This is a genomic window from Streptomyces sp. NPDC047085 (genome assembly GCF_040643735.1).
Lineage (GTDB): Bacteria > Actinomycetota > Actinomycetes > Streptomycetales > Streptomycetaceae > Streptomyces.
This window is the reverse complement of the sequence record NZ_JBEYUW010000001.1, coordinates 254,362-272,448: the sequence shown is the minus strand read 5'-3', so window position 1 is coordinate 272,448 and position 18,087 is coordinate 254,362. Positions and strand designations below refer to the sequence as shown.

At 72.4% G+C, this 18,087-nt stretch carries 17 protein-coding genes; 7 read left to right on the top strand and 10 right to left on the bottom strand.

Annotated elements, in window-relative coordinates:
• Window positions 1-38: 38 nt before the first annotated feature.
• The 3 genes from ABZ865_RS01035 to ABZ865_RS01025 all read right to left on the bottom strand — a co-directional run bounded on the left by ABZ865_RS01035 (window position 39) and on the right by ABZ865_RS01025 (window position 3,065).
• Complete coding sequence (locus tag ABZ865_RS01035) at window positions 39-1,166, bottom strand: aminopeptidase P family protein (protein ID WP_361222132.1); 1,128 nt, start codon at window positions 1,164-1,166, stop codon at window positions 39-41.
• A 263-nt stretch (window positions 1,167-1,429) separates the two neighbouring features.
• A complete protein-coding gene (locus tag ABZ865_RS01030; RefSeq protein WP_361222130.1) occupies window positions 1,430-2,002 on the bottom strand; it encodes a PDZ domain-containing protein in 573 nt (190 codons plus the stop codon).
• A gap of 187 nt (window positions 2,003-2,189) precedes the next feature.
• Complete coding sequence (locus tag ABZ865_RS01025) at window positions 2,190-3,065, bottom strand: LysR family transcriptional regulator (RefSeq protein ID WP_361222128.1); 876 nt, start codon at window positions 3,063-3,065, stop codon at window positions 2,190-2,192.
• Between the two features lie 93 nt (window positions 3,066-3,158).
• On the opposite strand from ABZ865_RS01025, the gene ABZ865_RS01020 reads away from it, so the two are divergent.
• The gene (locus ABZ865_RS01020; protein WP_361222126.1) at window positions 3,159-3,890 is read left to right on the top strand and encodes a hypothetical protein; all 732 of its coding nucleotides are present in this window, start codon (window positions 3,159-3,161) and stop codon (window positions 3,888-3,890) included.
• Window positions 3,891-4,143: 253 nt separating this feature from the next.
• A complete protein-coding gene (locus ABZ865_RS01015; protein WP_361222124.1) occupies window positions 4,144-5,673 on the top strand; it encodes a hypothetical protein in 1,530 nt (509 codons plus the stop codon).
• Here the strand turns inward: ABZ865_RS01015 and cyc2 are convergent.
• Window positions 5,666-7,825, bottom strand: coding sequence for a germacradienol/geosmin synthase Cyc2 (gene cyc2, locus ABZ865_RS01010; RefSeq protein ID WP_361222122.1), 2,160 nt, complete (start codon window positions 7,823-7,825; stop codon window positions 5,666-5,668). The two genes, ABZ865_RS01015 and cyc2, sit on opposite strands and share 8 nt — an antisense overlap.
• Before the next feature lie 207 nt (window positions 7,826-8,032).
• Here cyc2 and ABZ865_RS01005 point away from each other — a divergent pair, with 207 nt between their 5' ends.
• Window positions 8,033-8,824: an alpha/beta hydrolase gene (locus tag ABZ865_RS01005; RefSeq protein WP_361222120.1), complete on the top strand. Its 792-nt coding sequence runs from the start codon at window positions 8,033-8,035 to the stop codon at window positions 8,822-8,824.
• Entirely contained in the window at window positions 8,821-10,110 is a 1,290-nt protein-coding gene (locus ABZ865_RS01000; protein ID WP_361222118.1) for a cytochrome P450, read from the top strand. Before ABZ865_RS01005 ends, ABZ865_RS01000 begins: the two co-directional genes overlap by 4 nt.
• On the opposite strand, the gene ABZ865_RS00995 is transcribed toward ABZ865_RS01000, so the two are convergent.
• Window positions 10,060-11,286: a damage-control phosphatase ARMT1 family protein gene (locus ABZ865_RS00995; protein WP_361222116.1), complete on the bottom strand. Its 1,227-nt coding sequence runs from the start codon at window positions 11,284-11,286 to the stop codon at window positions 10,060-10,062. The two genes, ABZ865_RS01000 and ABZ865_RS00995, sit on opposite strands and share 51 nt — an antisense overlap.
• Window positions 11,287-11,316: 30 nt before the next feature.
• On the bottom strand, window positions 11,317-11,964 hold the full coding sequence (locus ABZ865_RS00990) for a ScbR family autoregulator-binding transcription factor (protein WP_361222114.1): 648 nt from the start codon (window positions 11,962-11,964) through the stop codon (window positions 11,317-11,319).
• Window positions 11,965-12,324: 360 nt separating this feature from the next.
• On the opposite strand from ABZ865_RS00990, the gene ABZ865_RS00985 reads away from it, so the two are divergent.
• Complete coding sequence (locus tag ABZ865_RS00985) at window positions 12,325-13,275, top strand: lytic polysaccharide monooxygenase (protein WP_361222112.1); 951 nt, start codon at window positions 12,325-12,327, stop codon at window positions 13,273-13,275.
• 15 nt (window positions 13,276-13,290) lie between these two features.
• On the opposite strand, the gene ABZ865_RS00980 is transcribed toward ABZ865_RS00985, so the two are convergent.
• Window positions 13,291-13,935 carry a Tat pathway signal sequence domain protein gene (locus ABZ865_RS00980; RefSeq protein ID WP_361222111.1) on the bottom strand — a complete coding sequence of 215 codons (645 nt, stop codon included), beginning with the start codon at window positions 13,933-13,935 and terminating at the stop codon, window positions 13,291-13,293.
• Between the two features lie 525 nt (window positions 13,936-14,460).
• Between ABZ865_RS00980 and ABZ865_RS00975 the strand changes: the two genes are divergently transcribed.
• Complete coding sequence (locus tag ABZ865_RS00975; protein WP_361222109.1) at window positions 14,461-15,114, top strand: DUF6230 family protein; 654 nt, start codon at window positions 14,461-14,463, stop codon at window positions 15,112-15,114.
• Window positions 15,115-15,119: 5 nt separating this feature from the next.
• Window positions 15,120-15,578, top strand: a complete 459-nt coding sequence (locus tag ABZ865_RS00970) for a DUF6114 domain-containing protein (protein WP_361222107.1) — start codon at window positions 15,120-15,122, stop codon at window positions 15,576-15,578.
• Between the two features lie 13 nt (window positions 15,579-15,591).
• On the opposite strand, the gene ABZ865_RS00965 is transcribed toward ABZ865_RS00970, so the two are convergent.
• The 3 genes from ABZ865_RS00965 to ABZ865_RS00955 form a co-directional block, all read right to left on the bottom strand.
• On the bottom strand, window positions 15,592-16,548 hold the full coding sequence (locus tag ABZ865_RS00965; protein ID WP_361222105.1) for an ABC transporter substrate-binding protein: 957 nt from the start codon (window positions 16,546-16,548) through the stop codon (window positions 15,592-15,594).
• A 97-nt stretch (window positions 16,549-16,645) separates the two neighbouring features.
• A complete protein-coding gene (locus tag ABZ865_RS00960; protein ID WP_361222103.1) occupies window positions 16,646-17,314 on the bottom strand; it encodes an ABC transporter permease in 669 nt (222 codons plus the stop codon).
• Window positions 17,311-17,964, bottom strand: coding sequence for an ABC transporter permease subunit (locus ABZ865_RS00955; RefSeq protein WP_361222101.1), 654 nt, complete (start codon window positions 17,962-17,964; stop codon window positions 17,311-17,313). The genes ABZ865_RS00960 and ABZ865_RS00955 overlap by 4 nt, the downstream gene beginning before the upstream one ends.
• Window positions 17,965-18,087 lie beyond the last annotated feature (123 nt).

Sequence of the window (18,087 nt, the reverse complement as noted above, 5' to 3'; positions counted from 1 at the left end):
GTTCTGGGATGTCGTCGAAGGGGTGTCTGGGGGCTCTCTCAGTCCACTATGACCATCTCTCGGGTGGTGTCGTTGAACCGGCGCCCGCCGTCCTCGGTCACCGTCACGATGTCCTCGATGCGCACCCCGAAGCGGCCGGGCAGATAGATGCCGGGCTCCACGGAGAAGCACATGCCGGGCACGAGGGGCTGTTCCTCGCCCTCGATCATGTACGGCGGCTCGTGCGTGGTGACGCCGATGCCGTGCCCGGTGCGGTGGATGAAGTACTCGCCGTACCCGGCGTCGGTGATCACCGCGCGCGCGGCGCGGTCGACCTCCTGGCAGGCCACGCCGGGCCGCACGGCCCGGAAGCCCGCCTCCTGGGCGGCGCGCACGATGTCGTGGACCCGGCGCTCCTCCTCGGTCGGCTCGCCGACGTGGACCGTGCGTGTCGTGTCGGAGCCGTAGCCGTCCTTGAGGCCGCCGAAGTCGAGGACGACCATGTCGCCGTGCTGGATGACGCGGTCGCCGACCTCGTGGTGCGGGTTGGCGCCGTTGGGGCCGGAGCCGACGATGGTGAAGTCGACCTGGGAGTGCCCGAAGCGGCGCAGCAGGTCGGCGAGGTCGTGGCCGACGTCGGACTCGCGCCGGCCGGCGAAGGGAACCTTCCGGATCTCCTCGAACGTTGCGTCGGCAGCCGCTCCCGCGGCTGCCAGGAGCTCCAGTTCGGCCGCGTCCTTCACCGCGCGCAGCATGGGCAGCGCGTCGGTGAGGGCGGCGTAGGAGGTGTCCGGCAGGGTGCGCTGGAAGCCGAGCAGGTGCATGGCCCAGGTGTTGTCGCTGATGCCGAAGCGTCCCCGGTCGTCGAGGAGGCCGGCGGTGACGGCGTAGGGGTCCTTGCCGTCGGTCCAGTCGCGCAGGGTGAGCGCGGTCGCGCCGGCCGCCGCCTCGGCGTCCGGCGCCTCCAGGGTGGGCACGACGAGCACGGGGTCACAGCCGGGGGCCAGGACCAGCACGGTGAGCCGCTCGGTGACGGCGGTGGGCGTGTACCCGGTCAGCCACACCATGTCCGGGCCCGGTGCCACGAGCAGCCCCGCGAGGCCGGCATCGGCCGCCGCACGCGCGGCGCGCTCCATCCGGGCCCGGTAGTCGTCGGCGGTGAAGGGCGCGGGCGTACTCCTGGTCATCCGGGCCTCCGAGCGCGGTCGAGGTGACGGGACGAAGCGGTCTCGGGCAGCATCCTGCCCGGCCGAACAGGGCGACGCGAGCCGATCGCGGAGTCCCGCGACTGCGGTCCGTGGTGACGGCGGTCGGCATGGGGCCATCATGGCGCGCGAGGCGGGGGGTGACCAGCGGGTTTCCCGGTACGGCCGGGGGCGCGGGCCGGCACTCCGGCGGAGCGGGACAGCGGTCCGGCGGAGCTGTGCGGCGGTCCGGCGATCCGCCCTGGTCAGGTCACCAGGCCCGGAACGACGGTCAACTGCTGGTAGCCGCCGCTGCGGTGGCGCACGGTGAGGGTCACCTCCGTGCCGGGGCGGGCCTCGGTGACGGCCCGGGCGAGGTCGGCCGCGCTGTCGACGCGGGCGGTACCGAACTGGAGCAGGACGTCACCGCGGACCAGGCCCGCCGTGTAGCCGGGGCCGGGGACGTGGACGCCCGTCACCAGCGCCCCCGCCTTCTCGGCGTCGACGACCTCCACACCGAGGGTGGCCCCGGGCCGGGCCGCGGCGGGGCTCGGGGTGACGGTGGGTGCCGCGGGCACGGGCTTGACCGGGGCGGCGCGCGGCGCGGCCTGCCGCTGCAGCTCGGCCAGCTTGCTCATGCCGATCACCGTGGCGCCCACCGTGCCGAGTCCGACCCCACAGAGCACCAGGGCGGTGCCGATGATCAGGCAGAGCAGCAGGGCCCTGATCCGCCGGCCCCGGCGCCGGGCGGCATGCGGGCGCCGGGCGGCACCGGTCGTACCGCTGTCCCGCCGCTCCTGACCGGGCATCGGCTTGGGACGCAACGCAGTCTGTTCCATGGTTTCGCTCGCCTCCGGCTGGAGCTCTACCCGGGGCGCGGGGCCACCAGAAGACACGAACGAGTGAGACTGGCCGGAGGGTGGCGCAGGGTAGCCATGCAGGGTCCCGCCCTCAGGTGCCGAGACGATCCGACCGGCGGCGGTCCCCCCTCAGGCGTCGAGACGGCTTCAAACCCCGCGCCGGCCCTCAGCTCCCGAGCCGTTCCCCCACCAGTCCCCGCACGACCTCGGCGGCCGCTCCGCCCGGTGTGCCGCCGTGCACGAGTTCCGTGCGATGGACGACCCGGGGTGCGGTGAGCGGGACGGTCACCGTGCCCGGTACGCCGGTGGCCGTGGAGCGGGGCAGCAGGGCGAGGCCGTGGCCGGCGGCGGTGAGGGCGGTGAGGGTGCGCAGGTCGGTGCCCTCGTAGCGCAGGGCGGTGCGGAAGGCGCCGCCGCCGTTCGCGGCACGCAGATGGGCGAGGGGCAGGGCCGCGTCCGGGGCGTCGATCCAGCGGGCGTCGGCGAGGTCGCCCAGCCGCAGCCCGGACCGTCCGGCCAGGGGGTGCCCGGCGGGGAGCAGCACGGCGACGGGTTCCTCCACCACCCCGTGCGTGGTCAGCGGCGCCACGTCGGGCAGCCGCAGCGGGTCGCTGGGCGCGGCGAGCCCGTCGACCAGGCCGAGGTCGGCGGTGCCGGTGGCGACGGCGGCCGGGATCTCGTCACGGGTGAGGACGCGCAGCGTCACGCCCGCGGGCGGGAGCGCGCCGAGGACGCGGGGGCCGAGCGCGGTGGGTGTGGTGGCGAGGGTGAGGCCGTGCGCGGGGGCGGCGGCCATACGGACGACGTCGGCACGGGCCGCGTCCAGGCGCAGCAGCAGCGGACCGGCGTGTTCCAGGAGGCGTTCGCCCGCCGCGGTGGGTGCGACCGGACGGCGGGTGAGCAGGGGCGCGCCGAGGTCCTGTTCGAGCGCCGCGATGTGCTGGGAGACCGCGGACTGGGTGTAGCCCAGCTCGCGCGCGGCCTCGGAGAAGGAGGCGAGGCGCGCCACGGTGACGTACGTGCGCAGCAGGTGCGGGTCCATGCCGGACAGCATCCCATTCCATCAGCAGTGCTTATCGATGGTCCAGAAATCATCGTTGGACGTGAACCATGGAGGCCGCCCACGATGAACGGCATGACGAACACCGCGGCTCGCACCGCCACCCTCGCCCTCGTCGGGGACCGCTCCCCCAACGTCGTCTCGCACACCCGCGTCCCGCTCCTGCTCGACGCCCTCGCCGCACGCGACCGGCTGGTCCTGGACGCCTACTGGATCCCGTCCGAGGACGCGGAGGCGGAGGGCGCGGTACGCGGTTTCGACGCGGTGTGGGTGCTGCCGGGCAGCCCCTACCGCAGCGAGGCCGGCGTCCTCGCGGCCGTGCGCACCGCGCGCGAGGAGGGCATCCCGTTCCTCGGCACCTGCGGCGGCTTCCAGCACGCGCTGCTGGAGTTCGCCCGGAACGTGTGCGGGCTGACCCGGGCCGCGCACGCCGAGAACGACCCCGACGCCGACGACCCGCTCATCGAGCCGCTGGCCTGCTCCCTGGTGGGCCACGAGGCCGCGGTGACGCTCGAACCGGGTTCCCTCGCCCACTCGGTGATCGGCTCGGCGCGCACGGTGGAGCGGTACTTCTGCGCGTACGGCCCCTCTCGCCACCTCGACACCCTGCGCGCGCACGGCCTGCGGCTGTCCGGGCACGACGAGGACGGACAGGTCCGCGTCGCCGAACTGCCGGACCACCCCTTCTTCCTGGCCACGCTGTTCCAGCCGGAGCTGTCCGGCGACGGCTCGCGCCCCCATCCGGTCGTACGGGCACTGGGCCGCGCCGCGGCCGAACACGCCTCACGGGCACGCGGCGCGGCCTGAGCCGACCTCGGCGTCACGGCCTGAGCCGGGCCCCGGCGCCGCGGCCCGTCCTCCGTGCCACGGACCGGCCTCCGCGCCACCGCCCCGCTCTGGCGTGACCGCCCGGCCTCGGCGTCACCACCCCGCCCAGCCGCCGCACCCGGGCTCAACCCGCCCTCCACGCACGGCGGAACCGTGTCTCTGCGCACGGCAGAACCGGGCCTCGCACACGGCCGGTGCCGGGCTGTCAGTGGTGGCTGTTACGTTCGGTGACATGACCGATCACGCCCTGCGGCTCCTGCGGCAGCACCGGCACCTCGCCGAACTGGCCGCGTTCCCCTTCGGCTTCGACCTGGACCGCGCCGCCCATGGCCATGTCGAGGCGGTCCGGCTGGCATCCGGCGGCCCGCTGGAGGTGCTCGCCGGGGACGACACGGGCGGTACGTACTTCCTGTGCGCGGACGGGTCGATGCTGTACGCCGACTCGGAGGGCTCGGCCGGGATCATCGGCACCGGCGTCGACGAGGCGCTGGAGATCATGATCGGTCTGCCCGGCTGGCACGATTACCTGGACCTGTCCCCGGCGGACGGCGAGGAGGCGATCCTCGCGTGCGTGGCCGAGACCGAGGACGGGATCCGGGAGTACGCCGGCATCGACGCCGAGCGCGCCGAACTGCGCGCCGCGCTGGGCCTGCCCGAGCGGTCCCCGGTGGAGCTGATCGCCCTGCTGCACCGGGCACTCCTGCGCACGGAACCGGACCATGTGCTGCTCAACGCCGACGAGGGCATGGCGTACGAGCTGCTCGACGGGCATCCCCGCCCGCCGCTGTGGGAGCCGGTGCTGGAGCGCGGCCGGGCCGACCTCGCGCTGCTGCGCGCCGGGGACGCGGCGGCGCGCGAGGCGGTGGCCGGGGATCCGGTGCGGCGCCGACTGGTGCTGCGGGCCGCGCAGTTCGACCGCTCGGACGGCGATCTCGGTCTGCTGAGGGAGCTGCTGCGCCGGGAGGCGGAGTCGTCGATGTCCGACGAGCTGCGGCTCGCGGCCGTCCTGGTGGGCCTGCACGGAGACCCGGCGGACCTGCCGCTGCTGCACGCGGTCCGGGACACGGACTTCGACACCCACTGCGGGCTGGGCGGGATCCCCGAACCGGACGCCGACGGGGCGGAACTGCGCCGCTGGGCCGAGGAGCTGGACGAGTGCCTGTTCGGCACGGATCCGTCCGACGAGCCGACGGGGACCTGGACCGACCTGGCGGCGGCCCAGGGGCTCACCGAGCTGGCCCGGGTCACCCTGATCCGGCAGCTGGACGCCCTCGTCATGAACCAGAGCATGCTGCGGCGGCCCGGCTCCCCCACCACCCTCGACCCCGCGCCGCTCAGCTCCCTTGCCTACGACTTCGAGGAGCTGGGCGACCTGGAGCAGGCGCTGCGTGCCCGGCGGCTGTACGCCGCGCTCCAGGAGACCGCCTGGGACCGGATATCGGCCCTGCGGGACCAGGCCCGGCTGGAGCGCTCCACGGGCCGGCTCGTCCCGGCCGCGCGGACCCTCGCCGTGCTCCGCTCCGTCCTGGACGCGCCGGGCGACGACAGCCTGGCGCACTGGCAGGAGGCGAACCTCGGCCGGTTCACAGCCCAGGAGCACTACGCGCTGGTCCTCGCCCTGGCCGCAGCGGACCTCACCGAGGAGGCCCGCTCCGTCCTGGCGGCGGCCGACGCGATCCGCGGGGAGTTGCGGGGCCCGATCATGCGAGGGCTGGACGACCTCGCCGCGGAGGTGGTGGAGCGGATCGGCGGCGTCAGCTGACCAGCAGGACCGGGGCCGGCGCCCGGTCGGGCAGGAAGCCGTGGGCGCGGCGGCCGAGCCACTCCGCCTTGTAACGGTCGACCTCCCGGTGCCAGTTCAGGATGCCCGCCAGCCAGTTCTGCAGATCCAGGACATAGCCGTCCAGGGCCGTGCGCGCCTCCTCGGACAGCTGGAAGTCCTCGTACAGCGCCGGCAGTTCGTGCGCGACGACGTGCTCGAACTGCTGCATGCGCTGGGTCATCAGATCGTGGACGACGCCGAGCGCGGCCGGGTAGTCCACGCCGAAGAAGTTCTGCACGACGAGGATCGCGTTGTGGATCTCGCCCCCGTACTCGATCTCCTTCTGGTACGAGAAGACGTCGTTGAGCAGGCAGGCGTAGTCGATGGCCGCGTTCTCCAGGGAGCGCACGGGGCCGCTGCGGTACACCTCCGGCGGGATCGCGGGGCCCTGGCCCATCCGGCACAGGCTCAGGGTGAGGTCGGAGCCGAAGGTGGCGCGGCGCATCTCCAGGTAGTCGACCGGGTCGGGGACGCGGTTCTGCAGCTGGTTGGACAGCTCCCAGATCCAGCTCTCGGTCATGCTGTCGACGGCCGTCTTCAGGGTGCGCCGCTGGTCGGGGGTCATCCCAGCCGTCGTCCGCGCCCACAGGTCGATCAGGCCGCGCTCCATGGCGTTGCCGGGGGCGACGGCCGGTTCACCCTCCACCGGCATGCACCGGGAGAGCCGGGCGGTGGTCAGGCGGGCGGCAGCGAGGTCGCGGCGGTGGCCGAAGACCAGGGGGTAGTAGTCGTCGCCGTACGTGCCCCAGGCGAGCCACTGGGCGCTGAGGTCGAGGGCCTCGGGGGTGGCGTCGGGGTCCAGTCCGGCCGAGCAGAGCGCGAGGTCGTGGGCGGCGAGCTTGTCCTCGTCCCAGACGCCCTCCTGGAGGATGCCCATGCGGTGCGACCAGGTGACGAGGTGGCGGCGGGCGGTGTCGAGGTGCGGGCTCAGCTCCAGGGTGAACGGCATGGGGAAGTCGGGCAACAATGCGGGGCCGACCTTCTGGAACGGCACATGGGCGTAGGCGCGCAGGCGTTCGGCGGCGGCCGAGGCGAGCAGGGCGCCGACGTCGGCGGCGGAGGTGCCGGGGCCGCCGAGCAGCTGCCAGGGCGAGTCGGTGCGCGCGCCCTTGTTCATGTAGCGGCTGGAGCGCAGGTGCCACTCGTGGCCGCCTGACTGCCAGTCCTGGAGTCCCTTGGTGTAGGCGGCGACCGCGGCCATCTCGTCGGGCCTGAGCCCCGTCTCCAGGGCCACGGCCGGGACCTCGGTGAGCGCGGTGTGCTCGAACTGGTGCAGGCGCGAGGTGAGGATGTCGTTGACGGTCTCGGCGGCCTCCTGGGTGGTGCAGCCGAAGAAGGTCTCCAGCACGAGCACGCCGTTGCTGTTCTCGCCCTCGTCCTCGACCTCCCGCTGGTAAGAGAAGAGGTCGTTGCGCAGGTGGACGGCGTCGGAGAAGGTCTCCATGAGCACCCTGAGCGGCCGGGTCCCGGACACGGCGGCGGGCACCTCGGCGGTCGCGTACTCCACGAGCCCCGCCGACCAGGGGGCGCCGCCCACCTTGCGGCGCATCTCGATGTACTCGACCGGGTTGGCGATCCGTCCCTCGTTGATGTTGGACAGCTCCCACATCGACTCGTTGAGCAGATGCTCGGTCGCCACGGAGAAGCGCCGGCGCCAGTCGACGGACATCGACGGCACCGTGCGCCGCCAGAGGTCGGCGAGGCCCGCCTCCACCGGGTTCTCCGGCTCCGGCATCGGTGTCGTGGGGTCGATAGGCATGAACAGCGGCAGGCGGTCCAGGTGGGCCTTTCCGGCGGCGCGGTCCTGGGTGCGTTTGAACATGTCCAGGAAGTGGTCGTCGAAGAAGAACACCCAGACGTACCAGTCGGTGATGAGCGAGAGGGCGGGGCCGTCGCAGTCGGGGTGGGTGTAGGCACACAGGAGCCCGTAGTCGTGCGCCTCCAGGTCGGCCTGCGCCCAGATCCCGGAGCCCTCGAGCATGCCCATCTCGCGCGCCCACGCCGTCGAGTGGGCACGGGCCTCGTCGACATGGGGGTTCAGCCGCGCGGGATACGGCATGTAGAAGTGCGGGAGTTCGAACGGCTGCGTCATGGCCGGGCCCTACCCGCGGCCCCGGAGCCGCATCCAACCGGCGGCACATGATCACACCATCGCGTGAAATGCCACGGAAGCCGTGAACTGTCAACAGACTGTGTGGCGTTGGGGGAAGCGGACAGCAGGCGACCGGGCGCGGACCGGTCGCGAGGACGCGTTGTCCGCGCCCTTGCCGAGCCCCCGCGCGCGGGCCACCGTATGCGCATGACCTCCTTCGTGCTGCCTCATGAGGTGCACGGCGACGGCGCCCACAAGGTGTTCGCCGTGCACGGCTGGTTCGCCGACCGTTCCGCCTACGCGCCCGTCCTGCCGGACCTCGACCGCACCACCTTCACCTACGCGTTGGTCGATCTGCGCGGCTACGGCGAGGCCCGGGACGCCGCGGGCTCGTACACGACCGCCGAGGCGGCCGGGGATCTGGTGGAGCTGGCCGACCGGCTGGGCTGGGACCGGTTCTCGGTGATCGGACACTCGATGGGCGGCGCGGTGGCGCAGCGGCTGCTGTCGGTCGCCCCGCGGCGGCTGCGCCGGATCGTGGGGGTCTCCCCCGTGCCCGCCTCGGGGCTGCCGCTGCCCGGAGAGCAGGGCGTGCTGTTCGCGGACGCGGCGCACAAGCCGGAGAACCGGCGCGCGATCATCGACATCACCACCGGCGAGCGCCGTCCCGCCGCCTGGCTGGACCGGATGGTGGACCGCTCGCTGAAGTGCAGCGACGCGAAGGCGTTCCGGGCCTGGCTCGACTCCTGGGCGGGGGACGACTTCCGCGCCGACGTCGAGGGCGGCGAGGTGCCCGCGCTGGCGGTGGCCGGGGAGCTGGATCCGGCGCTGTCCCCCGAGCTGATGCGGCAGACGTGGATGTCCTGGTACCCGCGCGCCGAGCTGGTGTCGCTGCCGTGCGCCGGGCACTACGCCATGGACGAGACGCCGCTGGAGCTGATCTCCGCGGTGGAGGACTTCCTGGGCGCGGACACCGCCGGCGAGGACGACGCGGCGTGAGCGTGCCCCGGGCCCGGCCGGTGCCCGACGTCTTCGACCCGCGCCGGTACGCCGCCGGGGTGCCCTACGCCGACTACCGGCTGCTGCGCGACGAGCATCCCGTGGCCTGGCAGGACGAGCACGAGGTGCTGGGCTGGCCGGCCGGGCCCGGGTTCTGGGCGGTGACCCGGCACGCGGACGTGGTCCGCGTGTTCAAGGACTCGGCGACGTACTCCTCGTACCTCGGCGCGACCCAGATCCGCGACCCCGATCCGGACGACCTGCCGTTCATCCGGCGCATGATGCTCAATCAGGATCCGCCGCGGCACGGGAGGCTGCGGCGGCTGGTGAGCCGGGCGTTCACGCCGGGCCGCGTCGACCGGTTCGCGGCGCTCGCCCGCGACCGGGCGCGCACGCTGCTCACGCGGGCGGTCGGCCAGGCGCGGAACGGCGACGGCACGGTCGATCTGGTCGCCGCCGTCACCGACGAGTACGCCCTGCTCAACCTGGCCGATCTGCTCGGCGTTCCGGAGAGCGACCGGCGGCTGCTGCTGCACTGGACCCAGCGGGTCATCGGCTACCAGGACCCGGACGAGGCCGGTCCTGCGGTGCTGGACGAGACGGGCAAGCCGGTCAACCCGCGTTCCCCGGCGATGCTGCGGGACATGTTCGCCTACGCGCAGCAACTCGCCGCGCACAAACGGCGCCATCCCGCCGACGACATCATCACCACGCTCGCCCATGACTCCGAACTCGCCCCGGCGGAGCTGGAGATGTTCTTCTTCCTGCTCACCGTCGCGGGCAACGACACGGTGCGCAGCGCGGCCCCCGGCGGACTGCTGGCGCTGGCCGAGCATCCGGAGGCGTACGAGCTGCTGCGCGTGGGGAAGGCCGGCCTGCCGTCCGCGGTCGACGAGTTGCTGCGCTGGCATCCCCCGGTGCTGACCTTCCGCCGGACGGCCGCGCGGGACACCGTGCTGGCGGGCCGCCGGATCCGGGCGGGCGACAAGGTCGTGGTGTTCCACGCCTCGGCCAACAGGGACGAGCGTGTCTTCACCGCACCGGACCGGCTGGACCTCGCCCGCACCCCCAACCCCCACGTGTCCTTCGGGGACGGACCGCACGTGTGCCTGGGCGCCCACTTCGCCCGGCTTCAGCTGCGGCTGCTCCACGAGGAGGTGCTGCGCGCGCTCCCCGGCCTGCGCCTGGCGGCGCCGCCGCAGCGCCTCGTGTCCAACTTCATCAACGGCATCAAGTCACTCCCCGTCCAGACCCTCCCCGCCGTCCGCGCCGTCCGCGCCCCGTGACGGGTCGACCTGGATCAGGGCGTGGGTGCCGGTGACGCGCCAGCCCTGCCCCTCCGCCTCGACCAGGGCGGCCTCGGTGGCCGCGGACAGGCCGGTGACCACGTCGGACTTCAGGGTGCGCAGGGCGGCGACCGGGCCGGGGAAGTAGGCCGTCACCTCCTGGAAGGGCGTGGTGGGCGGCCACATCCGGTCGCCCACCAGTCGGCGGTAGTTGAGGTCGCCCTTGAGGATCGTCAGGGTCGCCGAGGCGAACTCGGCGCGCAGGTCGTCCGGCATGCCGGCGTACGGCAGCGGGGCGGCGGCGAACGGGTGGGCACGCACGGTGAGACGGCCGTCCGCCATGGCCGACCAGAGCACGCTCCCGTACGCCGCGGCGGCTCCCGGCGCCGACCGGATCCGGCTCAGCGCGTCGACCACGTCGGAGGTCGTGGCGTCGGAGACGTAGTACGGGTACGGCTTGACGTGCAGGAACGCCCGGTGGATCCGGCCCTCGGCGAGGAGGTGGGCGATCAGCAGCAGGTCGGGGACGAGTTCGCGGCCCGCGTTGTCCGCGACCAGGCAGAGCGTGCCGGCGCCGGAGGGCGGCAGCAGCGACCAGAGGGTCTCGCTGTCGTCGGCGACCAGGCCCGGCGCCGGTTCGTGATCCTCGGCGCCGCCGGCGGAGAGACGGAAGCCGAGGTCGGCGCGGTTGCCCCACAGCGAGCCGTGCAGCAGGGCGCGGTCCCGCTCCGGCTGCGGCCGGTCCTGGAGCGCGTCGAGCGCGGCGAGTTCCGCCTCGGTCTCCAGGGTGTCGAGTTCGGCGCGTTTGAAGGGGCGGAAAGGGTCGATGCCCTGCCAGGGGCCCGGCCTGAAGTAGCCGACGGCGTCGAGCAGCCGGCGGTAGAAGTAGCTCTCCGACCACAGCCAGGGCACGTCGAACCAGGACTGCCCGACGTGGGTGTGCAGCCCCCAGTCACGCCATCGGTCCCGGTCGTCCGCGTCCTCGGGCAGCGGTTCGATCACGCCCTCGGTGCAGCTCATGAGCAGCTCGTCCAGCGCGCGGTGCTGCCCGGGACCGTAGGGGAAGGCGTCCCGCACCTGCCGGATGATCGCGGGGTGGCGCTCGGCCAGCACGCTGTGCGGGAACGCGCCGGGTTCGTCGCCGAGGATCACGGGCGCGGTGGGGGTGTCGGGCATGCCGGTCACCGTATCGCGCGGCTCCCCGGGTCAGCCGGTTCTGATCTCCCGCTCCAGCTGCGTGGCGAGGGTCAGATAGCGCGGGCGGCGGTGCACCGGGACCAGGCCCCGGATCATCAGGAACCACATCTCGGCCACCCTGCGGGGCAGCCGTCCGACCGGTTCGAGCGAGCGCCCGGCCACCCGGGTGCCCACGAAGAAGCAGACGAGGGAATGGGCGACGACCCCGACGTCGATGTCCGCGTGCACATCGGACTCCCTGACCGCCCCGGAGAACTTGCGGGAGGCGAAGTCCAGCCACTCGGTGAAGGGGTGCCTGAGCGGCGCCCGCACGGCGATGTCGGCGGTGGCGAGCCGGAGCCCGGCGCGCGGCACCGGGTCGTCCACGGCGAGCCGGGCGACCCCGAACGTGGTGCGCATCAGGGACTCCAGCGAGGAGCAGCCGCGGCCCTCGACGTCGGCCACCACCTGCTGCGATGCCGCGGCCTGCAGCTCCAGGATGGCGTGGGCGAGGTCCTCCTTGGCGGCGAAGTGGAAGTACAGCGCGCCCTTGGTGACCTGAGCATGGCCGACGATGTCGCTCAGACTGGTGGATTCGTAGCCCTGGCGGTCGAACAGGTCGGCGGCGGCCGTGATGATCGTTGCCCGGGTCTGCTCAGCACGTAACTGCCTCGCCATCGACCGACCCCTCTCTCACCCCATGAACGAACGGGACACGCGGTTTGTTTTAACCCCTCGCATACGATAACTCACCGACCTGGAACGGGAGTCAGCCGGGTCGGCAAGAAAGTCGGCATCGGTCAGGGGACGTTCGCCCCTTGCCCTCGTGGGCTGCGGGGACGTCTTCGCGGGTCGACCGAGGGCTGCTGGAGGCGTGTACCGGGCGCACCGGGCGCACAACAAAACCGCAGGACCGGTCCGTGTTCGTCGTGGCGGTCGGAGCTTCGTATGCCGGAGGGGAACTGAACGCCCCGAGCCCGCGACCCGTACTGGTCGCAGCAGACCCCCGTTCCCGTGCGCGCCGAGGAGGCGTCCCGGATGACCCGGACAACTCGGATGACCGCCCGCCTGAGCGTCACGGCGGCCGCCGCGGCGGCCCCGCTCCTGTTGCTGCCGTGGGCGGCGGGGCCGGCCCAGGCGCACGGTGCCCCCACCGATCCGGTCAGCCGGGTCTACGCCTGCTCGCCCGAGGGGGGCGACGCGAACCGGTCGGCGGCCTGCCGGGCGGCCCTCTCCGCCAACGGCGGCCCCCTCGGGGCGTGGGACAACCTGCGGGTGGCCGGGGTGAACGGCCGTGACCGGCAGGTGATTCCGGACGGCAGGCTGTGCAGCGGCAACCTGCCCGCCTACCGGGGCCTCGACGTGGCCCGGCCGGACTGGCCGGCGACTCGCCTGGCCCCGGGCGGCCGGCTGACGATGACGTACGCCTCGACGATCGCGCACACCGGCACGTTCCGGCTGTACCTCACCAGGCCCGGCTACGACCCCGCGAAGCCGCTGAAGTGGTCCGACCTGCCCGAGCGCCCGTTCGCCGAGGTCACGGACCCGCCGCTGACGAAGGGGGCGTACCACATCACGGCGACCCTGCCGAAGGACCGGACCGGGCGTCAGATGCTGTACACCATCTGGCAGAACAGCAGTACGACGGACACGTACTACTCGTGCTCGGACGTCGTGTTCCCGGGGGCGGCACAGGCGACAGGGGACTCGAAGCAGGCGCGAGGAGGCACGAAGACGCCGGACACGAAGGCGCCGGACACGAAGGCCCGGGGCACGAAGGCGCCGGACGCGAAGACACCGCACGCGCATGCGCCGGGTACAGAGACACCGCGCACGAAGACACCGGCCTCCCCCGGTGACAGCACGCCCGTGGCCGAGGAGACCCGCACGGACACGGGTCCCTCGGCCCCCTTGCTGGCGGGCGGCGCCGCCGCGGTGCTGGTGCTCACCGGGGGCGCCGCCCTCGTACTGCGGCTACGACGCCGCTGATCCCGGTCGGGGAGATCAGTTGACGAAGACCGGGACGCCCGCGTCGGTCACGGGGGCGTACTTGGCGCTGAAGTAGCCGCTGGCGGGACAGAGCGACGAACCCGAGCTCTTCGTGAACTGCTGGTCGGTGAAGGTGATGCTGTTGTCCGCGTTGGCGGCCTGCGCCGTCAGGCTCGGCGCCCGGTAGACGCAGGTGATGGTGCCCAGCAGGGTGCGCAGCTTGCCCGTGGCCTGGATGGCGGAGCCACTGGGAGGCGTCACGGTCAGGGTGCCGTCCGAGGTGATCGTCGCGCTGTAGGGCAGGTTGTTGATCGTGATGCTGTCGACGCCGAGCACGCCGGTGATGTTGCTGGTGCAGTTGGCGAGGGTGTGCGCGGTGACGGACTCGGTGGCGGTGCCCGGCGCGGTCGGGTTGCCGGTCACACTGGCCGTGAACTGGGACGTCGTGCACTTCACGCCGCTGGTGCTGTTCGCGGTGGTGTAGAGCGTGGCGGCGGTGCCCGCGGCCAGCGGCGCGGTGACGGTGTCGCCGACCGCGACGGCGCTGCCGCCGGCGGCGCCCGTGGTCAGGACGGCGTCGCTCGCCGAGGCGGGGACGGCCGCGGCCACCGTGAGCGCGGTGACGGTGCCGGCGAGGGCGAGGAGGGAGCGCTTGCGCATGCGGGTGCCTCTCTTCCGAGGTGGGGGGACAGAGGTGGGGGGTGGGGGACGGCGATGCGAAGCGGTTGCTGTCGGCGGGGACGAGCGAGGTCGAACGGTGCCGGGAGCAACGCGGAACGGTGCGGAACGCGATGCCGAGCGCGTGCGGTGGAAAGCCGGGAACACGGCCCACGCCGCTCGGCGGATCCGGCGCCACGGATCCGAGGGAAACAGGGAGAGTTGTAGACCCGCTCAACCATCAACGTCAAGGCATGGCAAGGGAGTTGATGCGCCCTCCGCTGGTCGCACCAGCCCGTTGCGGCAGCGCCGGGAGCGGTCTGCACATACCCGACACCCTCTTTTCACAAGCACCTTGACCCCTCGCTGTAACCGGCGGTAACTTCCCCGAAGGCTACTGCCACGTAACGAGAAAGCCCTTGCATCCGCCGGGAGTGCGAGGAGGAGTGTGCGGCAGCCGCTGTCCGCGCCAGGACAACGCGCCACCTGAAACCCCACCCGCATTGATCTATGCCTCTGGGAGCAGACATGGCCTCGTCCCCGGACCTCCCGTCCACCGACAACACCCCCGAGACCTCCGAGACCCCGGAGAGACGGGGACGCGTCCGGCTGCGCCGGGCCGCCGTGATGGCGGTGCCCGCCACCCTGGTGACCGCGGGCCTCGCGATCCTCACCGCGCAGGGCGCGCTGGGCGTGCAGTTCGCGATCTCCGGCATGCCGTTCACGGTCACCGCGACGGAGCTCGACGGCACGGGCTTCGAGCAGTTCGGCGGGCTCGACAACATGGCGGAGGGCAGCCCGAACGCCGGTGACACCGGCGGACAGGTCCTGGTCGTCACGTCCGCGATCAAGAACGCCACGCTCACCAAGCTGTGCCAGAGCGTCGACCTCGGCGGAACCAACCTGCTGATCACCGCGGGCAGCGGCGAGCACAAGGTGACCGCGACCGATCTGACCACCGATTCGACCGAGCTGTCGGGCGACGCGGCGTTCGACAACATCGAGATCGGCAACGACGCGAGCACGCTGACCAAGGCGAACGCCAAGGGTCCGATCGGTGTCTTCAGTCAGCAGGCCGACACCGTGCACATCGCCAACCTGCGGCAGACCAACTACGCCACCACCGCTGGCGTGTTCAAGCTGCCCGGTCTCAAGCTCGGCTTCAGCGACTCGGGTTGCTGACCCCGATGCCGGAGCGTCCACGCACGGGAGTGCGGCCCGGCTTCCGCGACTGGCGGGCCCGCCGGCCGTTCTGGGGCGGGCTGCTGCTCGCCCTGGGCGGCGGCGAGATCCTGTTCACCGAGAAGGCCTCGATGAAGGTCGTCATGCACATCGGCATGCAGGGACTGGCCGGCTATCTGCTGCCCGCCCTGATGGTGCTGCTGGGCCTGCTGGTCCTCTTCAACCCCGCCCAGCGGCTGTTCTACTCCCTCACCGGAGTCATGGTCTCCCTGGGCACCTGGCTCACCTCCAACCTGGGCGGCTTCCTCGTCGGCCTGCTGCTCGGCGCCCTCGGCAGCTGCCTCACCTTCGGCTGGCTGCCCGACCAGGAACCCCGGGTGTCCCGCCGCGGGCGCCGCAAGCAGGCGCAGGCCGCCGCCCCGGAGGGCGGCGGCCTGCGCGAGAGTGCCGGCGAACCGGTGTGAGGCGCGGGCTCGGTCAGCCGAGTCCGGCGGACCGGAGCCAGGCCTTGGCGACGTCCAGCGGGTCCTTGTTCTGCGACTGCACCTGGGTGTCGAGGTCCCGCAGGGTCGCCGTGTCCAGCTTGGCGGAGACGGCGTTGAGCACGTCGACGCCCTCCTGGGGCAGGGCGCTCTTGTACACGAGGGGCTGGACGTTCTCGAACCCGAAGAGGTTCTCCGGGTCCTGCAGGACGACGAACTTCTCCTTGGCGATGACCGCGTCGGTGCTGAAGATGTCCGCCGCCTGCACGGCGTTCTTCTTCAGCGCCGCCTGGGTCAGCGGGCCGCCCGCGTCCAGCGCCTTGAAGGACTTGAACTCGAGGCCGTACACGTCCTTCAGGCCCACCAGGCCCTGGTGGCGGGTCTGGAACTCCGGCGACGCGCCGATGACCAGGTCCTTCGCGACGCCCTTCAGGTCGGCGATGGTGGACTTCTCCGTGAGCCCGTACTTCTTCGCGGTCGCCGCGTTGAGCGTGACGGAGTCCTTGTCCTCGGCCGGCGAGGGCTCCAGCAGGGTCAGCTTGGGGTCCAGCTTGGCCTTGATGGCGGCGGTGGTCTCCTCGGCCGTCTTCGGGGCGGCCTTCTGGTCGAGGTACGCCAGCAACGCGCCGTTGTACTCGGGCAGGACGGATATCGTGCCGTTCTTCAGCAGCCCGTAGGTGGTCTCGCGGCTGCCGATGTTCGGCTTGTAACTGACCTTGATTCCCTTGGCCTTGAGGGCTTCGCCGTAGATGTCCGCGAGCAGGATGCTCTCGGCGAAGTTGTTGGACCCGACGACCACGGAGTCGCCGCTCGCCTTGCTGTCCGTCAGGGGGTTGCCCCCGTCGTCGGAGGAGTTGCAGCCGGCCAGCAGCGCCGTCGCCGCCGCGAGTGCGACCACTGCCGCGCCTCGGTTCCTCCGGATGGGCCTGGTGATGCGGTTCGTGGAAGTCACGCGTTGATCCAATCCAGCCGGTTCTTCGCCAGTCAAGTGTCCTCAGGTCACCGATTGGCCTCGATGGGTGCGGAGTTGTCCGCGACGCGGGCGTCCGTCAGTCGCTCCTCCGTACCCCGGGCGACACCGCGATCCTGGCCACCGCCCAGAACACCACGAGGGTCGCGAGGGCCAGGCCGGCGACCAGGGTGGCACCGCCGACGACCTTCTCGTAGTTCTTCTGGTAGAGGCCGTCGATGATGTAGCGGCCGAGGCCGCCGAAGCTGACGTAGGCGGCGATGGTGGCCGTGGAGACGATCTGGATGGCGGCCGTGCGCAGCCCGCTGAGGATCAGGGGCAGCGCGACCGGGATCTCCACCTGGAGCAGAATGCGCGGCTCGGTCATTCCCATGCCCCGCGCGGCGTCCACCGGGGACGGCTCGACGGCGCGGATCGCCTCGTAGGTGGTGACCAGGATCGGCGGTACGGCGAGCACGACCAGCGGGATCATCACCGGCAGCGTGCCGAGCCCGAGCCAGATGAACATCAGCACCAGCAGGCCGAAGCTGGGCAGGGCCCGGGCGGCGGTGGCGATCAGCGCGAGGACGTTGCCACCCCGCCCGAGGTGGCCGGTGACCAGCCCCACGGGCAGGGCGATCAAGGCGGCGAGGGCGAGGGCCTCCAGCGAGTACCCGATGTGTTCCAGCACGCGGGTGGGGATGCCGTCGTAGCCGTGCCAGTGGGCGCCGTCGGCGAAGAAGGCGCGGGCGAAGTCCAGAACGTTCACCGGGCGGCACCCTTCTTCGGCATCCAGGGGGTCAGCAGCGCGCGGACGAGGACCAGCAGCGCGTCGACCAGGATCGCCACGACCGCGGTGGTCAGCACGGAGTTCACGGCGAGCGCGGGCCGGTGGTACAGGTTGGCGTCGTTGAGCATGTTGCCGAGGGCGCCCTGGTTGCCGATGAGCATGCCGACGCTGACCAGGGAGATGCTCGACACGGTGGCCACCCGCAGGCCCGCGATGATCGCAGGTACGGCGATCGGCAACTGCACCTGGAGATAACGCCGTACCGGCCCGAAGCCCATGGCCTGGGCCGCGGCCAGGGTCTCCGGCGGCACCGAGCGGACCCCGTCCACGATCGCAGGGACCAGCACGACCAGGCTGTACACGGCGAGCGGGATCATCACCGTGGTCTCGCTCTGGCCGGTGTAGTCGATGAGGACGACGAAGAAGGCCAGCGACGGGATGGCGTACAGCACGGTGGTGACGCCGAGGACGGGCGGGTACAGCCAGCGGAAGCGGACGCAGAGCTGGGCGACGGGCAGCGAGACGAGGAGTCCGGCCAGCACCGGCAGCAGGGCTTCCCGCAGGTGCAGGCCGATCAGGCCGGTGTAGCTGTGCTGGAGGTCGCTGGGCAGGTCGAAGAAGCCGTTCATCGCGCGGCCTTCGCGTCCTGCCGGCCCTCGGTGCCGTCGGCGCGGCCCCCGTCGCGGTCGACGTGGTCGCCGTCCCGATCGGCGCGGCCCCCGTCGCCGTCGGCGCGGGCTCCGTCCCGGTCG